Source organism: Streptomyces dengpaensis (genome assembly GCF_002946835.1).
GTDB lineage: Bacteria > Actinomycetota > Actinomycetes > Streptomycetales > Streptomycetaceae > Streptomyces > Streptomyces dengpaensis.
In genome coordinates this window covers 4,877,876-4,900,506 of record NZ_CP026652.1, presented here as the reverse complement: position 1 = coordinate 4,900,506, position 22,631 = coordinate 4,877,876, and the positions used below count along the sequence as shown (strand labels likewise).

Below are 22,631 nucleotides of genomic sequence, written 5' to 3'. Positions count from 1 at the left end.
ACCCCCCATACGAAAAGGAGTACCCCCATGCCCGACTCCCCCCGTGAATCCCCTGAATTCCCCGGATCTCCTGAATCCACCGGATCTCCCGAACACCCGGAAAAATCCCTCGACTCATTGATACTTCACGCCACTGACAATGCCGTCTCGTGGATCACCCTCAACCGACCCGAGGCGATGAACGCCCTCACCTGGGACCAGCGGGAACGCGTGATCGTGCTGCTCGCGGCGGCGTCCGCCGACCCGGACGTACGGGCCGTCGTGATCACGGCGACGGGCCGCGGTTTCTGCGCGGGCGCGGACCTGCGCGGGGGGACGCCGGGCGGGGAGCCGGTGGCCGGGGGGCCGGTACCCGGGGCGCGGTTGACCGGGGAGCCGGTACCCGGAGCGCGGGTCGCCGGTGACATCTCCCGCACCCTCCGACTCGGCGCCCAGCGCCTGATCGCCGCCGTCCTCGACTGCGAGAAACCGGTGATCGCGGCGGTCAACGGCACGGCGGCCGGGATCGGTGCGCACCTCGCGTTCGCGTGCGATCTCGTGCTCGCCGCGGAGTCGGCCAAGTTCATCGAGGTGTTCGCGCGGCGCGGCCTCGTCCCGGACGGCGGCGGGGCCTATCTGCTGCCCCGGCTCATCGGCCCGCAGCGCGCCAAGGAACTGATGTTCTTCGGCGACGCGCTGACGGCCGCGGACGCGGAACGGATCGGCCTCGTCAACAGGGTCGTACCGCCGGACGAGCTGGAGAAGACCGCCCGCACGTGGTCCGAACGCCTCGCCACCGGACCGACCCGCGCCCTCGCCCTCACCAAACAGCTCGTCAACGCCTCCCTCGACACCGACCGCGGCACCGCCTTCGCCGCCGAGGCCGCCGCGCAGGAGATCAACATGACGACGCGGGATGCCCGGGAGGGCGTGGCGAGCTTCGTTGAGCGGCGCGGGCCCGTGTTCAAGGGGAGGTGAGCAGGCAGGGTTTCCAGGCGGAGGTAAGCAGGCAGGGTTTCCAGGGGGAGGTAAGCAGGCAGGCGGTCAGGAGGCCTTCGCCAGGATCCACAACTCCCCCGCGTCCGGGTCCCCGAATCGCACGAACAGCTCCGGCTCGTGCTCCGTACCGCCGATCGTCCAGTACGTCTCCTGCCGGCATCCGCCGTCCAGTCGTACGACGACACCGTCCCGCTCCTCGGGGCCCTTGCCGGTGTACGTGTCGTAGCGCCCCTCGCGGTCGAGCTGCCACGTGCCGTAGCCGTCGCACCGGACGTAGACCTCGTCCGCCCCGAATGCGAACTCGCCCTCGGCCGGCAGCCGGGTCACCTCGGCCCGCCCGCCGGAGCGCAGCCGCAGCACCGCCCCGTCGTCGCCGTGCCACTCGCCGGTGAGCCGGGCGGCGGACAGCACCGGAGGCTCGTACTCCTCGATCAGGCCCGTGACCGTGGCCAGCGCGCCGCCGCCGAAGGCCGCCACGCACAGCACCGGGACGGCGAGCGCCGCGCGCCACCAGGCGCCGAAGAGCCCCCATGGCTGCCCGGTGACCCGCGCGCGCCTGCGCGCGTAGGCCACGGCGAGCGCGGGCAGGACGCCGAGGGCCGCGAGGGACACGGCGGTCGCGAGGAACGGCCCGTCCCAGAGCAGGGCGGTCACCGCCGCCCAGAACACGCCGAGGAGTGCCGTGCCGAGCAGGTGGCGGGCCCAGCGTGGTCCGGGGGCGCGGCGGGCGAGGACGGTGGCCGGCATGGTGTGCGCGGCGGCGTGCAGCAGTCCCAGCACCGGCAGATACAGCGGGGCGAGGACGAAGAGGCAGAGCAGGCCGAAGGCGCCGCCGTAACCCGCGTTGTAGTCGTCGCTGACCGTGGACGCCACGATCCACCAGAGGATGAAAGCCCCCGGCAGCTGGGCGGCACCGGCCGCCGTGGCCATGGTCATGTCGGCCACCGGCCAGAGCGCCGCGCCCCTCTTGCGTATGTGTCCCCACCCCATGCCGGGAGCGTATGCGCAGGCCGCCACCGGTCTTTGCACACCCCTTCTCATCTGACGGCCCATCAGCTTCAATGGGTGGCGTGATGGGACACGCAGGGATGGCCGCCGCCGCGGTCCGCTACCTCAGGTCGGCCGGAGTCCCCGCCGCCGCGAGGCCCGTGGAGGCGTTGCCGCGCCCGGAACTGCGCGCGGTCGGCGACGACGAACGCGCGCCGGTCGATCAGGCCGAATTCCGCCGAGTCCTGGGGAACTTCGCGACCGGCGTGACCGTTGTCACCGCAGCGGCCGCCGACGGCGACCCGGGCCCCGCGGGTTTCGCCTGCCAGTCCTTCTCCTCCCTCTCCCTCGACCCTCCGCTGGTCTGCTTCATGGTCGGCCGTACGTCGACGACCTGGCCGCGGATCGCGCGCGCGGGCGCCTTCTGTGTGAACGTCCTCGGGGCGCACCAGGGCGAGCTGTGCCGCGGCTTCGCGGTGAGCGGCGCGGACAAGTTCGCCGGGGTCGTGTACGACGCGGCGCCGGTCTCCGGCTCGCCCCGCCTCGCGGGCGCCGCGGCGTGGATCGACTGCACGATCCATGCGGTGCACACGGGCGGGGATCACCTCATCGTGGTCGGCCGGGTGGACGCGCTCGGCACCGGCGACGACGACGTGGCGCCACTGCTGTTCCACAAGGGGCGGTTCGTCTAGCAGGTGCGTCCTGCAGGTGCGTCCTGCAGGTCCGTTGTGCGGGTTCAGGCGGCCGTCGCCGGCGCGGGCATCATCTGGACCGGCCGTCGGCGGCGGATCACCAGCGCCATCAGCGCCGCCGCCGCGCACAGTGCGCCCGAGGCGTACCAGACCACGTCGTACGAGCCGAAGACATCCCGTGCGACGCCGCCGAGGAAGGCGACGAGGGCGGCGCCGACCTGGTGGGAGGCGAGGACCCAGCCGAAGACGATGGCGCTGTCCTCGCCGTACTGCTCGCGGCACAGGGCCAGGGTGGGCGGCACCGTGGCGACCCAGTCGAGGCCGTAGAAGACGATGAAGAAGATCATCGGGGGGTGCACCGTCGGGGCCAGGAGCATGGGGAGGAAGAGGAGCGAGATGCCGCGCAGGGCGTAGTACACCGCCAGCAGCCGGCGGGGCTCGAAGCGGTCGGTGAACCACCCGGAGGCGATCGTTCCGACCACGTCGAAGACGCCGATGACCGCGAGGAGCGAGGCGGCCGCCGTGATCGGCATGCCGTGGTCGTGGGCCGCGGGCACGAAGTGCGTCTGGATCAGACCGTTCGTCGAGGCACCGCAGATCGCGAACGTCCCCGCCAGCAGCCAGAAGGGACCCGTGCGGACCGCGGAGAACAGGACGGTCACCGCGCGCCGGGCGGCTCCCCGCGCCGGCTCGGGCTTCGGCACGAACTCCTTCGCCCCGTACGGCTTCTGGCCCACGTCCGCCGGGTGGTCGCGCAGCAGCAGCCATACGAAGGGGACGACGGCGAGGGCGGCGAGGGCCACTGTCACCGCGGCGGGGCGCCAGTCGTGCTCGGTGACGATCCAGGAGAGCATCGGCAGGAAGATCAACTGTCCCGACGCCGAGGCCGCCGTCAGGATGCCCGTCACCAGGCCCTTCCGCGTCGTGAACCAGCGGTTCGTGACCGTCGCCGCGAAGGCCAGCGCCATCGAACCGGAGCCCACGCCCACCAACAGGCCCCAGCAGAGCAGAAGCTGCCAGGCCGCCGTCATCCAGACGGTCAGCCCGGAACCGAGCGCGATCACCGTCAGGGCGACCGCCACCACGCGCCGGATGCCGAAGCGGTCCATCAGCGCGGCCGCGAACGGTGCCGTCAGCCCGTACAGCGCGAGGTTGACCGAGACCGCCGCGCCGATCGTGCCGCGCGACCAGTCGAACTCATCGTGCAGCGGATCGATCAGCAGCCCCGGGAGCGAACGGAAGGCCGCGGCGCCGAGGATCGTCACGAAAGTGACGGCCGCCACGAACCACGCCCGGTGGATGCGGCGCCCGAAGGGGCGGGTGAACCGGGGTCGAGGTCGGGAGTCCTCTGCGGCTGAGGTGGCTTCGGTTGTCTGGGTCACGACATAGAGCTTCAGGGATGGAGTACGCCCGAGCGAGTGGCTCAAAGGTCAGCATTCGCTAGGATCGGGCCATGGACGAACAGCAGGCATCACCCGCGCCGAACGCGCCCTCCAGACACCGCGTTGTCGTTCTCGCCCTCGACGGGCTGCTGCCCTTCGAGCTGGGCATCCCGCAGCGCATCTTCGGCAAGGCGCGCGACGCGGACGGCCGCAGCCTGTACGACGTCGTCACCTGCTCGATCCGGCCGCCCGGCCCCGTCCAGACGGACGCCGACTTCGCCGTCCTGGTCGGCAACGGCCCGGAGACGCTGGCCACCGCCGACACCGTCGTCATCCCCACGTCGTACGAGCTCGGCCCCGTCCACGAGGAAGGTGTGCTCACCCCCGAACTGGCCGCCGCCCTCGCCCACGTCCGCCCCGGCACTCGTCTCGTCTCCATCTGCACCGGCGGATACATCCTCGCCGCCGCCGGCTATCTCGACGGCCGCCCGGCCACCACGCACTGGATGCACGCGGAGCACTTCCAGCAGCTCTTCCCGAAGATCCGGGTCGACGCCGACGTGCTCTTCATCGACGACGGTGACGTCCTCACCTCCGCCGGTGTCGCGGCCGGGATCGACCTGTGCCTCCATCTCGTACGCCGCGACCACGGCGCCGCCGTCGCCAACGATGTGGCCCGCCGTACCGTCGTTCCGCCGCACCGCGACGGCGGCCAGGCGCAGTACATCCAGCGTCCGGTGCCGGAGGCACAGGCGGCCACCACGACCGCCGCCCGCGCCTGGGCCCTCGGCCGCCTCCACGAGCCGATCCAGCTGCGAGACATGGCCGAGCGGGAGTCGATGTCCGTACGCACCTTCACGCGCCGGTTCCGCGAGGAGGTCGGCGTCAGCCCCGGGCACTGGCTCACCCAGCAGCGCGTCGAACGGGCCCGGCATCTGCTGGAGTCCAGCGACCTGTCGATCGATCAGGTGGCGCGGGATGCCGGATTCGGCACGGCCCAGTCGATGCGTCAGCATCTGCAGACGGTGCTCGGGGTCACTCCCACTACGTATCGGCGGACGTTCCGGGCGGGGTCCGGGAGCCGGTCCGGCTCTTAGGGTTGTTCGCCCCCTCCGCCCCTGCCCGTCCCGTATCTGGGGGCTCCGCCCCCCAAACCCCCTGTATCGCGCTTCGCGCTCGTCCTCAAACGCCGGACGGGCTAAAAGATTCAGAACGTCAGCACCGCCCTCGCCACCCTCCCCTCATGTGCGTCCTCCGTCGCCTTCTCGAAGTCCTCCACCGGATAAGTCGCCGTCACCAACTCGTCCAGGAGCAAGCGGCCTTCGCGGTACAGCTCGGCGTACAGGGCGATGTCGCGTTGGGGGCGGGAGGAGCCGTAGCGGCAGCCGAGGATGGACTTGTCCAGGTACATGGAGGAGACGAGGAAGGAGGCCTCGGCCGTTGCCGGGGGGACGCCGAGGAGGACGGCCTGGCCGTGGCGGTCGAGTGAGTCGATGGCCTGGCGGATGAGTTCGACACGGCCGACGCATTCGAAGGCGTGGTGGGCGCCGGTGGGGAGGATGTCCTTCACGCCCTCCGTGGAGGTCAGGAAGTGGGTCGCGCCGAACTGGCGGGCCAGGGACTCCTTCGCGGGGTTGGAGTCGACCGCGACGATCTTCAGGGCGCCCGCGATCCGCGCGCCCTGGAGGACGTTGAGGCCTATGCCGCCCGTGCCGATGACCAGGACGTTGTCGCCCCGGTCCACGCGGGCGCGGTTCAGTACCGCCCCCATGCCCGTCAGGACCCCGCAGCCGATCAGCGCCGCGGACGTCAGGGGGATGTCTTCCGGAATCCGGACCGCCTGCACCGCCTTCACCAACGTCCGTTCCGCGAAAGCCGAGTTGGACGCGAACTGGTACAGCGGCCGGCCGCCCCGCGTGAACGGTTGCCGCGGCTTCCCGATCGCCTTGCGGCACATCGTCGGTCGTCCCCGGTCGCACTCGGCGCAGGCCCCGCAGTTGGCGAGCGTGGACAGCGACACATGGTCGCCGGGCTGGACATGGGTGACGCCCACACCCACCGCCTCCACCACGCCCGCGCCCTCATGGCCGAGGACCACCGGAACGGGGAACGGTATGGTCCCGTCCACCACAGAGAGATCGCTGTGGCAGAGCCCGGCCGCCGAGATCGCCACCAATACCTCGCCGGGTCCTGGGTCCCGTATCTCCAGGTCGTCCACGGCCTGGGGCCGCTTCCCATCGAAGATCACGCCTCGCATCGCGACTCCCTCAGCCCTTCGGTTCCCGCGGCAGGCCGAGCACCCGCTCGGCGATGATCGTGCGCTGGATCTCGTCCGAGCCGCCGTAGATCGTGTCGGCCCGGCTGAACAGGAACAGGTGCTGGAACGCGTCCAGTTCGTACGGCGCTGCCGCCGCCCAGTCCACCGGCCCCACCGCCGCCGCGGCGCCGCGTACCTGCATCGCCAGCTCACCGAGCCGCCGATGCCAGCCGCCCCACAGCAGCTTCGCCACGCTGGGCGCCCCCGGATCCGTCCGGCCGCCCAGCGTGCGCAGGGCGTTCCAGCGCATCGTCCGCAGTTCGGCCCACTGACGTACGATCCGGTCGCGTACGACGGGATCGGCGACGGCGCCGGTCTCGACGGCTGTCTCGACAACTCGCCCCAACTCCTCGGCGAAGCCGATCTGTTGGGCCAGGGTCGACACGCCCCGCTCGAAGCCGAGGAGGCTCATCGCGACGTGCCAGCCGTTTCCCTCGCCGCCGACCAGGTGCTCGGCGCGTGCCACCGCACCGTCGAAGAAGACCTCGTTGAACTCGCTCGTGCCGGTCAACTGGCGGATCGGGCGGACCTCGACGCGGCCCGGCTGGTCCATGGGGACGAGGAGGAAGGACAGACCGTGGTGGCGGGTGGACTCCGGTTGCGTACGGGCGAGGACGAAGCACCAGTCCGCCTCGTGGGCCAGGGAGGTCCAGATCTTCTGGCCCGTGATGTGGTACGTGTCGGTGTCCCGGACGGCTGTCGTCCGCACGCCTGCCAGATCCGAACCCGCGCCCGGTTCGCTGTATCCCTGGCACCAGAGTTCCTCGCCTCGGGCGACGGTGGGGAGGAAGCGGGCCTTCTGTTCCTGGGTGCCGTGGGCGATGAGGGTGGGGGCCAGGAGGTTTTCGCCGATGTGGCCCGAGCGGGTGGGGGCGTTCGCGTGCGCGTACTCCTCGGCCCAGACGACCTGTTGGGTCAGGGTCGCCTGCCGGTTGCCGTACCCGCCCTCGGTCCACCCGAGGCCGATCCAGCCGCCCCGGCCGAGCGCCCGCTCCCAGTCCTGGCGAGCGGGGGGCCCGGCGTCGAGATGCTCCTCGAGCCACGCCCGCGCCTCCCGCCGGAATCCCTCGTCCTCCGGAGCGAATCCGAACTCCACTGTTTCCGCCTCACGTTGGGCCACCGATTTTGTTTCGCCCCCTCCGCCCCTGCCCGTCCCGTATTTGCAGCCCGTCCGGCGTTTGGGGACGAGCGCGTTCAGCGCGACACGGGGGTTTGGGGGCGGCCCTCAAGGACGTGACGGGTAGGGGCGGAGGGGGCGAAAAACCTACTCATTCGGCCGCGCCCCCTCCCCCGCCGCCCGAGCCATCGCCTCCACCCGCTCCAGCAGCGGCATCGGATCCACCCCCACCGTCCCCGGCAGGAAGTCCGCGATCTTCTCCGGTGTCCAGGAGCCCTCCGCGTACGCCGCCCGGAGTTCGCGGGGCTGGGCCCATACGGCGATCTTGGGGCCGGCGATGGTGTACACCTGCCCGGTGATCCGCTGCTCGCGGGCGCGGTCCGAGAGCAGATAGGCCACCAGTGCGGCGACGTCCTCGGGCTCGCCGATCTCCGTCAGCTCCACCGGCACCTTCGCGGACATGCGCGTACGCGCCACGGGTGCGACCGCGTTCGCCGTCACCCCGTACTTGTGCAGCCCCAGCGCCGCGCTCCGCACGAGCGAGATGACCCCGCCTTTCGCGGCGCTGTAGTTGGCCTGGGAGACGGACCCCTGATGGTTACCGCTGGTGAAACCGATCAGCGTGCCCGAGCGTTGCTTGCGCATCACCACCGACGCCGCCCGGAACACCGTGAACGTGCCCTTGAGGTGGGTCGCGACGACCGGGTCCCATTCCTCCTCGGACATGTTGAAGAGCATGCGCTCGCGCAGGATCCCCGCCACGCACACCACACCGTCCAGGCGCCCGTACGACGTCAGCGCGGTGTCGACGACCCGTTGCCCGCCCGCCATCGTCGAGATGTCGTCAGCCACCGCGACCGCGTCCCCGCCCGCCGCCTCGATCTCCTTGACGACGGCGTCGGCGACCGAACTCGTCGGCTCGGCGCCCTCGATGGAGACGCCGTAGTCGTTGACGACGACACGCGCGCCCTCGGCCGCGGCGGCGAGGGCGACGGCCCGGCCGATCCCCCGTCCCGCTCCCGTGACGGCGATGACCTTGCCTGCCAAGAAGTTCCCCACGCCCGGCCCCTTCCCGCAGTTTCTGACGGTCCGTTAGATTCGTTGAGAGGGATTCTACGACCCGTCAGATGCCTGGAGACAAGACCCCGGGGAGGACTCATGTCACTGCCGGCCGAGTTCCTGGGCCTCGCCAAGCGCGTGAACAACTGGGGGCGCTGGGGCACCGACGACGAGATCGGGACCCTGAATCTCATCACCGACGAGGTCGTAAGGAAGGCGGCGGCGAGCGTCCGTACGGGACGGCGTGTTCCTCTCGCCCTCCCCCTTCGGCACGACGGCGTGCAGACCGGCGTGATCCCCGGGCGGGTCAATCCGCTGCACACCATGGTGCAGATCAACCAGGAGATCTTCGGCCCCGGCACCGTCGCGTGCAGCGACGACGCCGTGACCATGGGGCTCCAGGCGGCGACCCATTGGGACGCGCTCACCCATGTCTCCCACTCCGGGAGGATCTACAACGGCCGCCCTGCGGACACCATCACCCCGCACGGCGGAGCCCAGTTCAGCGGCATCGACAAGCCCCGGCACATCGTCTCGCGCGGCGTCCTGCTCGACGTCGCGCGAGCGCGGGGCGAGGACCGGCTGGACGGCGGGCACGCCGTGACGCCCGAAGACCTGGACGCGGCGGAGGCGTTGGCGGGTGCGCGGGTGCGGGCCGGTGACATCGTCCTCGTACGGACGGGGCAGGTCCAGGTGTATCTCGCGGGCGACAGACACGGATACGGGTATCCGTCACCCGGGCTGTCCGTCCGGGCCCCGGAGTGGTTCCACGCGCGCGATGTCGCGGCGGTCGCGAACGACACCCTCACCTTCGAGATCTTTCCGCCCGAGATCGAGGATCTGTGGCTGCCCGTGCACGCGCTCCACCTGGTCGAGATGGGGATGCTTCAGGGCCAGAACTGGAATCTCGAAGAGTTGTCCACAGCCTGTGGAGAAGAGGGGCGCTACACCTTCCTGCTGTCAGCGATGCCCGAACCCTTCGTGGGCGGTACGGGCACACCGGTGGCGCCGGTCGCCCTGCTCTGACTGGCGGTCGCCCCGCCCTGGCGTACGGCCGGACGGCGGCGCGTCGCTGCTCGCCCCGAGCACGGCACCGCGCGCCGCCGTCCGACTCCGGCGTACCCGCCCTGCTCCTCCTGGCCCTGTAGGAGCCGACGCCGAATCGCGACCCACTCTCGCCGAGGACTCCCGTCACCGAAATCCTCGCCGTCCCCTCGCGGCGAATCGCTGAACACAAGCGTGATCAAACGGACACGTCACGTCAACACCCGTTCGGGGATTTATCACTTCACATCCCCTTTGCGACGGCGCGTACGGAAGCACGCCAGGGCGCATTCGGTCAGAACCGCGGCCCTGTACAGGTGGTGCGTGCGTACCTGCACACACCCGTGCACCCACCCGCGCGCAAAGTCCCGGGCTTCATGCCCCGCCGGCGCCTACACCGCCTCGTACGCGAAGTCCTCGTACGCCGGATACGCGGCCCCCGTCGCGGCACCCGAGTTGCAGCGGTCCACCTCGCACCAGATGCGTTTGCCCGCACCCTCGGGGTTCCAGCCCCAGCGGTCCGCGAGGCCGTCGACCAGTTCCAGGCCACGGCCGTTGGTCTCGTCGCCGTCGGCGTGCCGGGGGGCCGGCGGCCGGGCGCTGGAGTCGGCCACCTCCAGGCGGACGGTGTCGGACTCGGCCCCGCGCGGCAGGGACAGCCGCAGCACGGCCGGACAGCCGGTGTGCACCACGGCGTTGGTGACGAGTTCGGAGACGAGCAGGATCAGCGTCTCGGCGAGCGGTTCATCGGCCTCTATCCCGGACCCGGTGAGCCGCGAACGGGTCCATCGCCGGGCTCGCCCCACCTCCGCGGGGTCGGGCCGGATCTCCAGCTGCACTTGAAGCACCTGCACCGCTCACACCATCCGAACCGGCGGACACATCGCCTCGCGCCTCACAAGGGCCACGATCGTAGCCATTTTCTGCATGGCCAGAACAAGGATCACGGAACGTGATCCCCTTGCGAGACAGCATGGTTGACGTACAGTCACCCCAACAAGCGCTTCGGGCATATTCCAGCGCGAAGCAGTACGCGTGCGGCATACTGTGCGACGCTCGCTACGGGGAGTCGAACTGGCAGGCGCGGACGTCCGCCCTGCCGTGAGAGCGGCGTGCATCGCCGGGTCCGGAGTCGCCCCAAGGGCAACACCGGGATGGCTCAGCCTCAGAACCACTCGCATCTCACACAAGGTACCGGAGCCCGGCGCCGACTCCAGACCGTGACAAGTCACGCGTAGGACACAACCCGGTATCAACGCTCCGTGATTCCGGTGGGCCACGATCCGCGACATTCGGCGGCGCCCTTCTCACTCCGCGCCAGCACAGGGCCCGTTCAGCCCGCTCCGGCCAAGAGGTCGTCGGCCAACATCTCCTCACACTCCGTAGTGCCGCCCGCGCGCTGCGTCCGTATCCACGCCCTCTTGAGGTGCAGATGGACATCGGACTCCCAGGTGAAGCCCATGCCGCCGTGCACCTGAAGGCAGTCGCGGGCGCCGCGCACGGCGGCCTCGTCGGCGAGCAGCCGGGCCGCCGCGACATCCGCCGGGTCGGCGGTCACGGCGGCCGCGTAAACGGCCGCGCGGGCCACCTCCACCCGCACCAGCATCCGCGCGCACAGATGCTGCACCGCCTGGAAGGCCCCGATCGGCTGCCCGAACTGCTTGCGTGCCCGGGCGTGTTGCACGGCCAGCTCGCAGGTACGGGCGGCGCCGCCGAGCTGTTCGGCGGCGGTGAGGAGGGAGGTGAGGAGTACGGCTTCGGGGTCGGCCTCCAGGGGAACCCCGGCCGCAGGCACCCTGTGCAGCGGAGTCAGCGGATCGACCGACCTCAGCGGCTGTGCGCCGGCCGCGTCTCCTCGTACGGCATCGGCCTGGTCCAGCCACTCCACGTGCACCCCGTCCACGGCGGCCACCACGGCCTCGCCGGTGGCCGCCCCGTCGACCACGCCCGCCGCGAGGTGCGTCGCGATCAGCGGGCCGGGCAGCAGCACCCGCCCCGCCTCCTCGAAGGCCAACACCGCTTCCGGGAGACCGAGTCCGACTCCGCCGTCCGCCTCCGGCAGGCGCAGCGCGAAGAACCCGGCCTCGCCCAGCTCGCGCCACAGCGCCCGGTCGAGGGCGGGCGGCCCGCCGTCCGCGGCGGCCCGCAGCTCGGCGTGGCCGAAGCGCGCGGTCAGCAGCTCCCGCACGCCTGCCTTCAACGCCTCTTGATCATCTGTGAGTTGGAAGTCCACTTTTCGAACTCACCGCCCCTTGGGAAGGCCCAGGATCCGCTCGGCCACGATGTTCCGCTGGATCTGCGAGGTGCCGGCCGCGATGGTGTACGACAGGGATGAGAGCCGGTCGAGGGTCCAGTCCCGGCCGAGGTCGAGCGCCTCGGGGCCCAGGAGCTCGGCGGCGGCGTCGTACAGCTCCTGGCGCGCGTGCGAGTACCGCAGCTTGAAGACCGAGCCGCCGGCTCCGGGCACCCCGCCGGTCCGCTGCGCCGCGCTGACGTTCCACTGCGTGAGCCGCCACAGCGCCCGGAACTCGGCGTTGAGCCGGCCGAGACGGCGGCGCAGTACGGCATCGTCCCAGCGGCCGTTCTTCCGAGCCTCGCGGGCGAGTTCGCCAAGGACGCGGCGGCAGGCGACGACCTCGCCGACGAATGCGGTGCCGCGTTCGTAGGACAGGGTCACCATGGTCACGCGCCAGCCGTCGTTCTCGGCGCCGACGCGGTGGGCGACCGGTATGCGCACCTCGTCGAGGAAGACCTCGGCGAACTCGGCGGAGCCCGCGAGCGTGCGCAGCGGCCGGACGGTGATTCCCGGCGCGTCCATGGGCATGGCGAGCCACGAGATGCCGCGGTGCTTGGGGGCGGTGGGGTCCGTCCTGACCAGCAGTTCGCACCAGTCGGCGACCTCCGCGTGAGAGGTCCAGATTTTGGACCCGCTCACTACGTAGTCGTCGCCGTGCCGCCACGCGCGCGTGCGCAGCGCCGCGAGGTCCGAGCCCGCGCCGGGTTCGCTGAAGCCCTGGCACCAGACCTCCTCGCCGCGCAGCACGGGCGGCAGCCAGCGCGCCCGCTGTTCGGCACTTCCTTCGGAGGCAATGGTGGGTCCGGCGTGCAGCAGGCCGACGAAATTGGCCCCTACGTAGGGGGCGCCCGCCTTTTCCGTCTCCTCGAGGTAGATGAGGTGCTGCGTCGGGGTGGCGCCCCGGCCTCCCGCGTCGACGGGCCAGTGCAGTCCCGCGTACCCGGCGTCGTACAGCATCCGCTGCCACCCGAGGTCGTACGCGCGCCGCCCCGGCCAGTCGTCGGAGGACGGCTTCGGGGGCAGCGACGGAAGCGCCTGGGCGAGCCACTCGCGCAGCCGCGCCCGGAAATCCTCCTCTTCCGGGGTGCACGCGAGGTCCACTACAGGTCCAGTTCCAGCATGCGGATCGCGTTGCCCCGCATCAACTTGTGGATGGTCTCGTCGTCGAGGCCCTTCACATGGTCGAGGGCGACCTCCTTGGTGTGCGGGAAGGTCGAGTCGACGTGCGGGTAGTCCGTCTCGAAGGTGGCGTTGTCGCGGCCGACCACGTCCAGGGAGGCGACACCGTGCTGGTCGCGGAAGAAGCAGCAGAAGATCTGCCGGTAGTAGTACGTCGACGGGGGCTCGGGAACGAGGTCGCGGACCCCGCCCCAGGCGCGGTGCTCCCGCCAGACGTCGTCGGCGCGCTCCAGGGCGTACGGGATCCAGCCCATCTGGCCCTCGGAGTAGGCGAGTTTGAGGCGCGGGAACTTCACCAGTACGCCGCTGAACAGGAAGTCCATCATCGACGCCATCGCATTGTTGAAGGACAGCGACGCCTGGACGGCGGGCGGCGCGTCCGGGGACGCGGCGGGCATCTGCGACGACGAACCGATGTGCATGTTCACGACCGTGCCCGTCTCCTGGCAGACCGCGAAGAAGGGGTCCCAGTAGCCGGTGTGGATGGAGGGCAGCCCCAGGTAGGTGGGGATCTCCGAGAAGGTCACGGCCTTGACGCCCCGTGCCGCGTTGCGCCGGATCTCGGCGACCGCCAGGTCGATGTCCCACAGCGGGATCAGGCACAGCGGGATCAGCCGGCCGCCGCTGTCGCCGCACCACTCCTCGACCATCCAGTCGTTGTACGCGCGCACGCAGGCCAGGGCCACCTCCTTGTCGTGCGCCTCGGCGAACGTCTGTCCGCAGAAGCGGGGGAAGGTGGGGAAGCAGAGGCTGGCCTCGACATGGTTGAGGTCCATGTCCTTGAGGCGCTCGACGGGGTCCCAGCAGCCGCGCCGCATCTCCGCGCGCGTGATGCCCTCCAGGGTCATCTCGTCGCGGTCGAAGCCGACGGCGGCGATGTTGCGCTTGTACGGGAACTCGAGGTCTTCGTAGATCCACCAGTCGGTGGGCGGTCCTTCCGGGTCCATCGTGATCCGGTACTTGCCGCCGACGTAGGCCAGTTCCCCGATGCCGGCGGTGAGGGGCTTCGGGCCGCGCTCGCGGTACTTCCGCGGCAGCCAGGTCTCGAAGAGGTGCGCGGGCTCGATCACATGGTCGTCGACGCTGATGATGCGGGGCAGTTCCGTCATGGTTCCCCTCCGCCCGGCGGGCGTTCCCGCCTGCCGGTCCCTATGAATCTGATGGACCGTCAGAAAGTTTCCAGGAAGCAGGCTAGTCCCGCACCTCTGGACCGACAAGGCGGTGCGGCCTACGCTCTGGCCACCATCTGACAGCCCGTCAGGTACATGGCCGCAGGGGAGGCTCGTCGTGAACGACACCGCACACGCGCTGGGTGCCTCGCGCACGCTCTGGGAACTGGTCGCACGCCGCGCCGCCCTCACCCCCGACCGGCCCGTCCTCCTCCAGGACGACCGCTCGCTGTCCTTCGGCGAACTGCGCGACCGCTCCGAGCGGGTGGCCGCGGGTCTGTACGACATGGGCGTACGCCCCGGCACGGTGGTCGCCTGGCAGCTGCCCACCCGTATCGAGACCGCGCTGCTGTCCTTCGCGCTGGCCCGCCTCGGCGCCGTACAGTCCCCGGTCATCCCCTTCTACCGCGACCGCGAAGTGGGCTTCGCGCTACGGGAGTCCCAGGCCGAGTACGTCGCCGTCCCGGGCGAGTGGCGCGGCTTCGACCACACGGCGATGGCGCGGCGGCTCGGCGCGAAGGGCGTCTTCGAGGCGTACGACGTCCTGCCGGACGGCGACCCCGCCGTACTCCCCGCTCCGCCCGCCGACGGCACCTCCGTGCGCTGGATCTACTGGACCTCGGGCACGACCTCCGACCCCAAGGGCGTCCTGCACACGGACCGATCGCTGATCGCGGGCGGCTCGTGCCTCGCGCACGCGCTGCGTCTGTCGGCCGACGACGTGGGCTCGATGGCGTTCCCGTACGCCCATATCGCCGGGCCCGACTACACGGTGATGCTGCTGCTGTACGGCTTCCCGGCGGTGATGTTCGAGCACTTCGCGCTGCCCGCCGCCCTGGAGGGCTATCGCCGGCACGGCGTGACGGTGGCGGGCGGTTCGACCGCCTTCTACTCGATGTTCCTCGCCGAACAGCGCAAGCGGCCGGGCGTGCCGGTGATTCCGAGTCTGCGCCTGCTCGCAGGCGGCGGGGCGCCGAAGCCGCCCGAGGTCTACCACTCCGTCGTCCGCGAGATGGGCGTACAGCTCACCCACGGGTACGGGATGACCGAGGTCCCGATGATCACGATGGGGGCGCCGGACGACACGGCGGAGAACCTGGCGACGACGGAGGGGCGGCCGCCGGAGGGGATGGAGATACGGATCGTGGACGGGAAGGGCGCGTCTCAGCCGTACGGCGTCGACGGCGAAGTACGGCTGCGCGGGGAAGCCGTGTGCCAGGGGTACCTGGACCCGGCGCAGACGGCGGAGGCGTTCGACGGGGAAGGGTTCCTGGCCACCGGGGATGTGGGGTATCTGACGGAGAGCGGGCACCTGGTCCTCACCGGCCGTCTGAAGGACATCATCATCCGCAAGGGCGAGAACATCTCGGCCAAGGAGATCGAGGATCTGCTGCACCGGCACCCGTCCGTCGGGGATGCCGCCGTGATCGGTCTGCCCGACGCCGAGCGCGGGGAGCGGGTGTGCGCGGTGGTGGAACAGCCGCCGGGCGCCGACGAGTTGACCCTGTCCGCCGTGACGTCCTACCTGCGCGCGGAAGGGCTGTCCGTCCACAAGCTGCCGGAGCGGCTGGAGGTGGTGGACGCCCTTCCGCGCAACGAAACCCTGCGGAAGGTACTCAAGTACAAGCTGCGCGAACGCTATTCGGGCACGGTGAAGTAGCGGGCGAACGCGGACACGATCTCCGTCTCGCCGACCTTGCCGTCCGCGTCCGCGTCGAGGGCGGCGGCGGCCGTCTCGGCGACGTCCTCGCGGACCCCGAGGGCCTTGAGCACGCGCGCGGTGTCGGCGACGGTGGCCCGGCCGTCCCCGTCCGCGTCCGCGACCGCGAGGGCCGCGTGCAGGAAGGGGCGGGCGATCTCGGCGAACCGGTCGGGGTTGTCGCGCAGCCGCTTCACGGCGCCGCTCACGAACTCCTCGCGGGTGATCCGCTGGTCGCCGTCCCGGTCCGCTATCCCGGCCATGCCCTGCCAGAACGCCTCGGCGCCGACGTACAGGGCCTGGCCCTTGTCGGAGCGGGCCGTCGTACCGAACTCGGTGAGGACCGCCTTGGTCGCGGCGTTGAAGTCCTCCCGGTCGATGTAGCCATTGCCGTCTTGGTCGAAGCCGGCGAACCGGGCGGCAATCCGGCGCTCGTACTCGGTGCTGACCATGTGTGTTGGGACCGCCTCACATCTCAGCCGGACTCTGTTCCGGACTGGGGGTTCATCCGTGACGGAGCGTACGACGCGATGGCCACCGCGCGAGAGGGAAAACGACGGTTGTACCAAGACCGCGGGAATTCTGGGACAACTGTGTGGTGATGTGTCCCGGCCTGGGTGAGCGGAGTCATGCCGACGGTCGGTGCTGCGGTCGGCGTCGCGTGGAACGGCGTCACGCCGACAGGGGGCTCGACTCCTCGTCGACGGCCGTGGGGACGTCCGGGTACACGTCGAAGAGGCGGCGGACGCCGAGGGCGGCGAGGACACGGTTGACGTGGGAGCCCTCCTGCGCGCCCTGGGCGGGCAGGATCAGGCGCAGGCGGCCCTGGCAGGAGCGGAGGAGCCGGCGGGTGGCGATGAGGACGCCGACACCGCTGGAGTCGCAGAAGAGGACCTCGGAGAGGTCGAGGACAAGACTGCGGCGGCCCTCCGCCACCGCGTCGTGCACCCGCTGGCGCAGCACCGGTGACGTCACGAGGTCCAGCTCGCCCGCCACCCGCAGCACGGCCCACTCACCCTCGTCGCCGTCGGTCATCCTGAGCGTCACCACAACGCCTCTCGCTCGCCTCGCCCATCCAAAGCGGAAGCAGTTCCTACGCTTCCCTTCAGCGCGGCTGCCCCGCCGTCGTCCCATGAAACACCGGTCCGCGAAGGAAGAAACGTCTGTGTACGGTCGAAAACGCGGAGCGAGCGATCTATTTCGGACGCCTACGGTCTGGTTCGATCGGATTCGATGAGTAAGAGCGGCTGACTTTCAGCATCTACGGGCCGTTCAGGGGCGCGCATTGAAGTAAAGGGGCGTGTGCTGTCGGACGTGCCGACTACATTCGAGACAGCAGGGCACACAAGCTGAACTGGGACAGGCGCCGGGCACGACCAGGGCGAGGGGGCCGCATGGCGAAGAAGGACGCACCGCCCCGCTGGGACCGCAAGATGCAGCAACGGCTCGCACGCGGGGAGGCGGCCGCGCTCGGTGAGTTCTACGACCGGTTCGCTTCGCTCGTGCACGGCCTCGCCCACCGCGTACTCGGGGACGAGCAGGCCGCGGACGGCATCACACGCGAGGTGTTCGCCCACATCTGGGAGAACCCCGACGCGTACGACCCCAAACAGGGCCCGATGCGTTCCTGGGTCGCCACGCTGACCCACAGCCTCGCCGTGCAGCGGCTGCGCGCGACCGAGACCGCCGCGCTCGCCCGGGGCGGCCGGGGCACCACCGAGGAGCTGGAGCGCAAGGTGCGCAGCGCGTCCGTCGCCGCCCGCGCCGACTACATCGTCACGTCCATGCCGGCCCCACTGCGCGCCGCCCTTGAGCTCGCGTACTTCGAGCGCCGTGACTACCGCCAGGCCGCCGCCGACCTCGGCGTCACCGAGGACGAGGCCCGCCGCCGGCTCCGCCTCGGCCTCCAGCTCCTGTCCACCGCCCATGACACCGGCACCACCGGCGCTCCGCCCGAATACGGGGGTGCTCGGTGAACGGAGGCGCGGACCGGTTCGAGGCGTTCGGCGAGGGTGAGGGGCCTGGCGGGCATGACGGGCAGGACAGGCATGAGGGGTACGAGGGACAGGCCGGTGTAAGGGCGGGCGGGGGCGCCGCCGGTGGGGGTGACGGGTCGCGGGGGTCTCAAGGACCCCAGGGACCTCAGGGCCCCGGCGGGTCAGCTCGCGGTGACGGTGAGGACTCGGGGCCGCCCCCGCGTATACCGCTGCCGCGTTCCTCCGTCGAAGACGGCGGGCTGCCGCTGCCCGAGCCTGCCGCCGCGCTCACGCCGGCGTCGGCCGCCGCTGCCGAGCCCGCGCCGGTCGTCCTCGAGCACCCCGTACTGAAGTCGCTGCTCGGCGCGTGGGCGCTGGCCGCCTGCTCGACGGAGGAGACGGCGGCCGTCGAGGAGCACCTCGGGGAGTGCGGCTCGTGTGCGGACGAGGCACTGCGGCTGCGCGAGGCGGTGGGACTGCTGCACCCGGCCGAGAGCCTCGACCTCGACCCGACGCTGCGCACACGGGTCCTGCAGGGCTGCCTCGACCGGCGCCCGCCGCGCATCCCGGTGCCCGAGTGGGCGACTCCGTACGACGCGGAGGTCGCGCGGCTCGACGCTCTGCTGCAGGACGTAGGCGGCGCCGAGTGGCACGCGCCCGTGCGGCTGCGCTGGTTCATGGGCGACGGGCCCGTGAGCCGTCGTACGACGGTCGCCGGGGTCATCGCCCATCTGCTGAGCGTCGACGGTCTCGTCGCCGTGGCGCTGGGCCTGGAGGACCCGCTCGGCCCGGCCGCGGCCGCCGCCGAGGACGCGACCCCCGCGGGCCGCACGGAGGCGTTCTGGCGTGCGTCGCACTTCCCGCCGACGCGGTCCGTGCGCGGGCCCTGGCGGGAGCAGAGCCACAACCTCGTCCGTACGGTGTCGTTCGCGGTTGGGGGCACCTCCCGCGCGAGCGAAGCCGAGCGTGGGGGAGGTTCCGGGCGGCTGGCCGTGCCGTACGGCGGCTTCGAGCTGCCGCTCAGCGACGCGATGCTGGACCGGGCCTTCGAGTGCTGGGTGCACGCGGGGGACATCGCGGACGCCGTGGACTATCCGTACGAGCCGCCCGCGCCGCGGCATCTGCACCGGATGATCGACCTGGCCGCTCGGATGCTGCCCGGGTCGCTCGCCGAGCGGCGCCGGGCGGGGTTGTCGTCCGCCCCGGCCCACCAGCATCTCGTCGAGGCGGGGGAGCCGGGGCGGAGCCTGCGGCTGGAGATCGAGGGGTTCGGGGGTGGGGAGTGGCTGATCCCGCTCGACTCTCCCGGGGCGGTGGGGGCCGCCGAGCATGAGGTGGCGCATGTCGCGCTGGACGGGGTCGAGTTCTGCCGGCTGGCCGCCGGGCATGTCTCGCCCGAGGAGGCCGCCGCCGGGCAGGACGGCGACCGTGAGGCGATCCGGGATGTGCTGTTCGCTGCGGCGTCTTTGAGCCGGATGTAGGTGGTGGGCGGGGGCTGCCGAGCTTTTTCGCCCCCTCCGCCCCTGCCCGTCCCGTACCTGGGGGCTCCGCCCCAGACCCCGCTCCTCAAACGCCGGAGGGGCTGATTTTTGCCCGTCGGGCTGAAGGAGCGCCCTCTACGCGAAGATCACCGTTCGGCGTCCGTTCAGCAGGATGCGGCGCTCCGCGTGCCACTTCACCGCGCGGGCCAGGGCCTGGCACTCGACATCGCGGCCGATGGCGACCAGCTGGTCGGGGGTTACGCCGTGGCCGACCCGCTCGACCTCCTGCTCGATGATCGGGCCCTCGTCGAGGTCGGCGGTGACGTAGTGCGCGGTGGCACCGATGAGCTTCACACCCCGGTCGTGCGCCTGGTGGTACGGCTTCGCGCCCTTGAAGCTCGGCAGGAAGGAGTGGTGGATGTTGATGATGCGGCCACTGAGCTGCTTGCACAGGTCGTCCGACAGCACCTGCATGTAGCGGGCAAGGACGACCAGCTCGACGTTCTCACCCCGGACCAGCTCCAGGAGCTGCGCCTCGGCCTCCGCCTTGGTGTCCTTCGTCACCGGGATGTGGTGGAAGGGAATGTCATACGACGCCACGAGCTCGGCGAAGTCCGTGTGGTTGGAAACCACGGCGGCGATCTCGACCGGCAGGGCGCCGATACGGGCGCGGAAGAGCAGGTCGTTCAGGCAGTGGCCGAACTTGCTGACCATCAGCACGACGCGCATCTTCTCTTCGGCCCGGTGGATCTGCCAGTCCATGTGGAAGGAGTCACCGACCGCCGCGAAGCTTGCGCGCAGCTTGTCCACGGTCACCGGCGCCTCCGCCGAGAAGTGGACCCGCATGAAGAACAGTCCCGTGTCGTGGTCGCCGAACTGCTGACTGTCCTCGATGTTGCAGCCGGTCATGAAGAGGTAGCTCGACACGGCGTGCACGATTCCCGGCTTGTCCGGGCAGGAGATCGTCAGGACGTACTGCTCGGCGGCAGGTGCGGCGGCCCCGCGGACGGACTGCTCATTCATGCAGGACAGGGTCCCATATCAGCCGTCCGGGACGGACGGCTGACCCTCCACACGGACGCCCTGCCCGCCACCCGCACGGCTCTGGCTGTCTCCCGGACAGCCCGGCCCGCCACACCGCACCGCCTCGCCCGCCTCCCGGACAGCCCCGTCCGCCACACCGCACGGCCTCGCCCGTCTCCGGAACGCCTGCGCGGCATCCCCGGGCGTCCGGGCGTTCGGGAGTTCCGGAGTCCCTACGCCGACCGCGTCAGGATCCGCAGCACCTCGAGCGTGCGCGGCGGGGCGTCCGGGTCCTCCCCGTCGCTCCCCGCCAGGCGCACATGCGCGTCGCGCGCGGCGCGGACGGCCTCCGGCCACCCGTGGTGGTCGAGGTAGGCGGAGACGGGTGCGTCGGGCCCGACCTGGTGCATGATCCGCAGGACGCGCAGTACGGCGGTGTCGACGAGGGCCGCCTCCTGGGAGTCCCGGAAGATCGTGCCGACGTATTTCTCGGCGGACCAGCTGTCCAGCCAGGTGTCCTCGACAAGGCGGTACACGGCGTCGGTGACGTCCCCGTACCCGTCGATCCCGGCGAGCCAGACATCACGTTGGAAGGCGGGGTCGGCGAGCATGTGCAGCGCGGAGCGCACATTGCTGCGCCAGCGCCACCACGGCATGTCGTTGAGTGGCATGCCGCCCATGGTGGATGAGCGACGGCCGCGACGGGAAGAGTTCTCCGAACGTTGCACGGTCACCGATCGTACGTTCTCACCGAAAATCCAATCATCGGCCCCCGTAATTCATCTCTACGTCACCTTCCATTGACCACGGATCACACCCGGGTTAGTGATGTGAGGGAATCGTGCGTGTCCATGACCGGCAGGCGACGTACCCGCACCAGCACACCCGTCCTCCCCAGGCCCGTCAAGGCCACGTTGCTGTCCGTGGGCGCGTTGGCGGCGTGTGTGTCGATGGCCGTCGGATGCGGGGTCATCCCTGGCACGGGGGGCCCCGAGGACGACCCCATCACCATCATGACCTGGGCGCCCGAGAACACGGGCGCGACCAACAAGCCCGGCATGCCCGCGATGGCACAGGCCTACGCCCGCTGGGTCAACGCCCACGGCGGCATCAACGGACACGAGCTCAAGGTCATCACCTGCAACGACCACAACGACTCCGTGGACGCCGCGCGCTGCGCCCAGCGCGCCGTCGACGCGGACGCCGTCGCCGTCGTCGGCTCTTACAGCCAGCACGGCCGCTCGTTCCTCGCCCCGCTGGAAAGCGCGGGCATTCCGTACATCGGCGGCTACGGCGTCACCGACGACGAGTTCAGCAGCCCCCTCTCCTACCCCATCAACGGTGGCGAGCCCGCGCTGCTGGCCGGCCTCGGCGAACAGCTCGGCAAGGACTGCGGCCCGGTCGCGCTCATACGCCCCGACACCACGGCCGGCGACGAACTCCCCAAACTGCTCGACTCCGGCCTGAGGTCGAGGGGCCACGAGGCCGCCTCGGACCAGCGGGCCGCCGAGGACGCGACCGAGTACTCGCGGCAGACGCAGCAGGCGCTCGAGAGCACGACCGTCGACCCGTCCCAGCGGGGCTGCGTGGTGCCCGCGCTCGGCGACCGCACCGACACCTTCATGGACTCCTTCCGGCGCGACCGCGAGGACTACCCGGCGGTGCGCACAGGCACCGTGCTCGGCAGCATCGACCAGTCGGTCCTCGACGCCACCGGCGGAAAGTCGAGCCCGTACGAGGGCTCCTACGTCACCGGCTGGTATCCCAACGCGAACGACGCGCGCTGGAAGCCGATGCGCAAGGTGATCAATGAGCAGGCCTTCGGCGACAACCGGATCGACCCGACGGACGCCGGAGTGCAGACCACCTGGATCGGGTACACCGTGCTGAAGACGGTCGTCGAGTCGCTCGGCGACGGTGAGGTGACCGCGCGCTCGATCCAGCGCGCCCTCGACGACGGCCTCAAGGTGACCACGGGCGGGCTCACCCCGACGCTCAGCTGGCGCTTCGAGGACATGATCGCGGCCGTCGACTTCCCGCGCCTCGTCAACGCCCACGTGACCTTCCAGGTCGTACGCGAGGGTCAGCTGGTGTCGTCGGCGCGGCGTGGGTTCGTCAATGTGTCGAAGACGCTGGAGAACGCGGGCTGAGGTACGGCGGGACCGCCGGGCCCCCGGGAGGCTTCCCCCGAGGGCCCGGCGGGACCCGGTTCAGACCGGCGCGATCCGGTTC

General features: G+C 70.9%; 21 protein-coding genes. 8 read left to right on the top strand and 13 right to left on the bottom strand.

Translation table 11 applies throughout. The features are described from left to right. Positions 1-27: 27 nt before the first annotated feature. The gene (locus C4B68_RS22765; RefSeq protein ID WP_099504112.1) at positions 28-957 is read left to right on the top strand and encodes an enoyl-CoA hydratase/isomerase family protein; all 930 of its coding nucleotides are present in this window, start codon (positions 28-30) and stop codon (positions 955-957) included. Positions 958-1,023: 66 nt separating this feature from the next. On the opposite strand, the gene C4B68_RS22760 is transcribed toward C4B68_RS22765, so the two are convergent. Beyond that, entirely contained in the window at positions 1,024-1,968 is a 945-nt protein-coding gene (locus C4B68_RS22760) for a hypothetical protein (protein ID WP_240634442.1), read from the bottom strand. An 83-nt stretch (positions 1,969-2,051) separates the two neighbouring features. Here C4B68_RS22760 and C4B68_RS22755 point away from each other — a divergent pair, with 83 nt between their 5' ends. Next, on the top strand, positions 2,052-2,657 hold the full coding sequence (locus C4B68_RS22755) for a flavin reductase family protein (protein WP_099504110.1): 606 nt from the start codon (positions 2,052-2,054) through the stop codon (positions 2,655-2,657). Positions 2,658-2,701: 44 nt separating this feature from the next. On the opposite strand, the gene C4B68_RS22750 is transcribed toward C4B68_RS22755, so the two are convergent. Continuing rightward, a complete protein-coding gene (locus C4B68_RS22750; RefSeq protein ID WP_099504108.1) occupies positions 2,702-4,039 on the bottom strand; it encodes an MFS transporter in 1,338 nt (445 codons plus the stop codon). 71 nt (positions 4,040-4,110) lie between these two features. Here C4B68_RS22750 and C4B68_RS22745 point away from each other — a divergent pair, with 71 nt between their 5' ends. Further along, on the top strand, positions 4,111-5,136 hold the full coding sequence (locus C4B68_RS22745; RefSeq protein WP_099504106.1) for a GlxA family transcriptional regulator: 1,026 nt from the start codon (positions 4,111-4,113) through the stop codon (positions 5,134-5,136). A 110-nt stretch (positions 5,137-5,246) separates the two neighbouring features. Here C4B68_RS22745 and C4B68_RS22740 read toward each other — a convergent pair whose 3' ends face one another. From C4B68_RS22740 to C4B68_RS22730, 3 genes are all read right to left on the bottom strand, one after another. Beyond that, positions 5,247-6,296 carry a Zn-dependent alcohol dehydrogenase gene (locus C4B68_RS22740; RefSeq protein ID WP_099504105.1) on the bottom strand — a complete coding sequence of 350 codons (1,050 nt, stop codon included), beginning with the start codon at positions 6,294-6,296 and terminating at the stop codon, positions 5,247-5,249. A gap of 10 nt (positions 6,297-6,306) precedes the next feature. Beyond that, the gene (locus C4B68_RS22735) at positions 6,307-7,452 is read right to left on the bottom strand and encodes an acyl-CoA dehydrogenase family protein (RefSeq protein WP_099504103.1); all 1,146 of its coding nucleotides are present in this window, start codon (positions 7,450-7,452) and stop codon (positions 6,307-6,309) included. A gap of 168 nt (positions 7,453-7,620) precedes the next feature. Next, on the bottom strand, positions 7,621-8,532 hold the full coding sequence (locus C4B68_RS22730; RefSeq protein WP_099504101.1) for an SDR family NAD(P)-dependent oxidoreductase: 912 nt from the start codon (positions 8,530-8,532) through the stop codon (positions 7,621-7,623). Positions 8,533-8,631: 99 nt separating this feature from the next. Between C4B68_RS22730 and C4B68_RS22725 the strand changes: the two genes are divergently transcribed. Next, positions 8,632-9,558: a cyclase family protein gene (locus C4B68_RS22725; RefSeq protein ID WP_099504099.1), complete on the top strand. Its 927-nt coding sequence runs from the start codon at positions 8,632-8,634 to the stop codon at positions 9,556-9,558. A gap of 410 nt (positions 9,559-9,968) precedes the next feature. Here the strand turns inward: C4B68_RS22725 and C4B68_RS22720 are convergent, their stop codons facing one another. From C4B68_RS22720 to C4B68_RS22700, 4 genes are all read right to left on the bottom strand, one after another. Next, positions 9,969-10,430 carry an ATP-binding protein gene (locus C4B68_RS22720; protein WP_099504097.1) on the bottom strand — a complete coding sequence of 154 codons (462 nt, stop codon included), beginning with the start codon at positions 10,428-10,430 and terminating at the stop codon, positions 9,969-9,971. Positions 10,431-10,909: 479 nt separating this feature from the next. Beyond that, positions 10,910-11,809: an acyl-CoA dehydrogenase family protein gene (locus tag C4B68_RS22710; RefSeq protein ID WP_099504093.1), complete on the bottom strand. Its 900-nt coding sequence runs from the start codon at positions 11,807-11,809 to the stop codon at positions 10,910-10,912. A 9-nt stretch (positions 11,810-11,818) separates the two neighbouring features. Then, positions 11,819-12,973 (bottom strand): acyl-CoA dehydrogenase, encoded by a 1,155-nt coding sequence (locus tag C4B68_RS22705; protein ID WP_099504091.1) that lies wholly within the window; start codon positions 12,971-12,973, stop codon positions 11,819-11,821. Then, the gene (locus C4B68_RS22700) at positions 12,973-14,160 is read right to left on the bottom strand and encodes an amidohydrolase family protein (RefSeq protein WP_099504089.1); all 1,188 of its coding nucleotides are present in this window, start codon (positions 14,158-14,160) and stop codon (positions 12,973-12,975) included. The genes C4B68_RS22705 and C4B68_RS22700 overlap by 1 nt, the downstream gene beginning before the upstream one ends. Positions 14,161-14,338: 178 nt before the next feature. Between C4B68_RS22700 and C4B68_RS22695 the strand changes: the two genes are divergently transcribed. Then, a complete protein-coding gene (locus C4B68_RS22695; RefSeq protein WP_099504087.1) occupies positions 14,339-15,880 on the top strand; it encodes a class I adenylate-forming enzyme family protein in 1,542 nt (513 codons plus the stop codon). Here the strand turns inward: C4B68_RS22695 and C4B68_RS22690 are convergent. Both C4B68_RS22690 and C4B68_RS22685 read right to left on the bottom strand, forming a co-directional pair. After that, complete coding sequence (locus C4B68_RS22690; protein ID WP_099504085.1) at positions 15,859-16,371, bottom strand: EF-hand domain-containing protein; 513 nt, start codon at positions 16,369-16,371, stop codon at positions 15,859-15,861. The two genes, C4B68_RS22695 and C4B68_RS22690, sit on opposite strands and share 22 nt — an antisense overlap. A 220-nt stretch (positions 16,372-16,591) precedes the next feature. Then, complete coding sequence (locus C4B68_RS22685; protein ID WP_099504230.1) at positions 16,592-16,954, bottom strand: STAS domain-containing protein; 363 nt, start codon at positions 16,952-16,954, stop codon at positions 16,592-16,594. 359 nt (positions 16,955-17,313) lie between these two features. On the opposite strand from C4B68_RS22685, the gene C4B68_RS22680 reads away from it, so the two are divergent. Further along, on the top strand, positions 17,314-17,895 hold the full coding sequence (locus C4B68_RS22680; RefSeq protein WP_099504083.1) for a sigma-70 family RNA polymerase sigma factor: 582 nt from the start codon (positions 17,314-17,316) through the stop codon (positions 17,893-17,895). Further along, on the top strand, positions 17,892-19,376 hold the full coding sequence (locus C4B68_RS22675) for a zf-HC2 domain-containing protein (RefSeq protein WP_373682247.1): 1,485 nt from the start codon (positions 17,892-17,894) through the stop codon (positions 19,374-19,376). The genes C4B68_RS22680 and C4B68_RS22675 overlap by 4 nt, the downstream gene beginning before the upstream one ends. Before the next feature lie 135 nt (positions 19,377-19,511). Here the strand turns inward: C4B68_RS22675 and purU are convergent, their stop codons facing one another. Both purU and C4B68_RS22665 read right to left on the bottom strand, forming a co-directional pair. Then, positions 19,512-20,399: a formyltetrahydrofolate deformylase gene (gene purU / locus C4B68_RS22670; RefSeq protein WP_099504081.1), complete on the bottom strand. Its 888-nt coding sequence runs from the start codon at positions 20,397-20,399 to the stop codon at positions 19,512-19,514. Positions 20,400-20,632: 233 nt separating this feature from the next. After that, entirely contained in the window at positions 20,633-21,133 is a 501-nt protein-coding gene (locus tag C4B68_RS22665) for an SCO4402 family protein (protein ID WP_099504079.1), read from the bottom strand. Between the two features lie 117 nt (positions 21,134-21,250). On the opposite strand from C4B68_RS22665, the gene C4B68_RS22660 reads away from it, so the two are divergent. Then, positions 21,251-22,549: an ABC transporter substrate-binding protein gene (locus C4B68_RS22660; protein WP_099504077.1), complete on the top strand. Its 1,299-nt coding sequence runs from the start codon at positions 21,251-21,253 to the stop codon at positions 22,547-22,549. Positions 22,550-22,631: the final 82 nt, after the last annotated feature.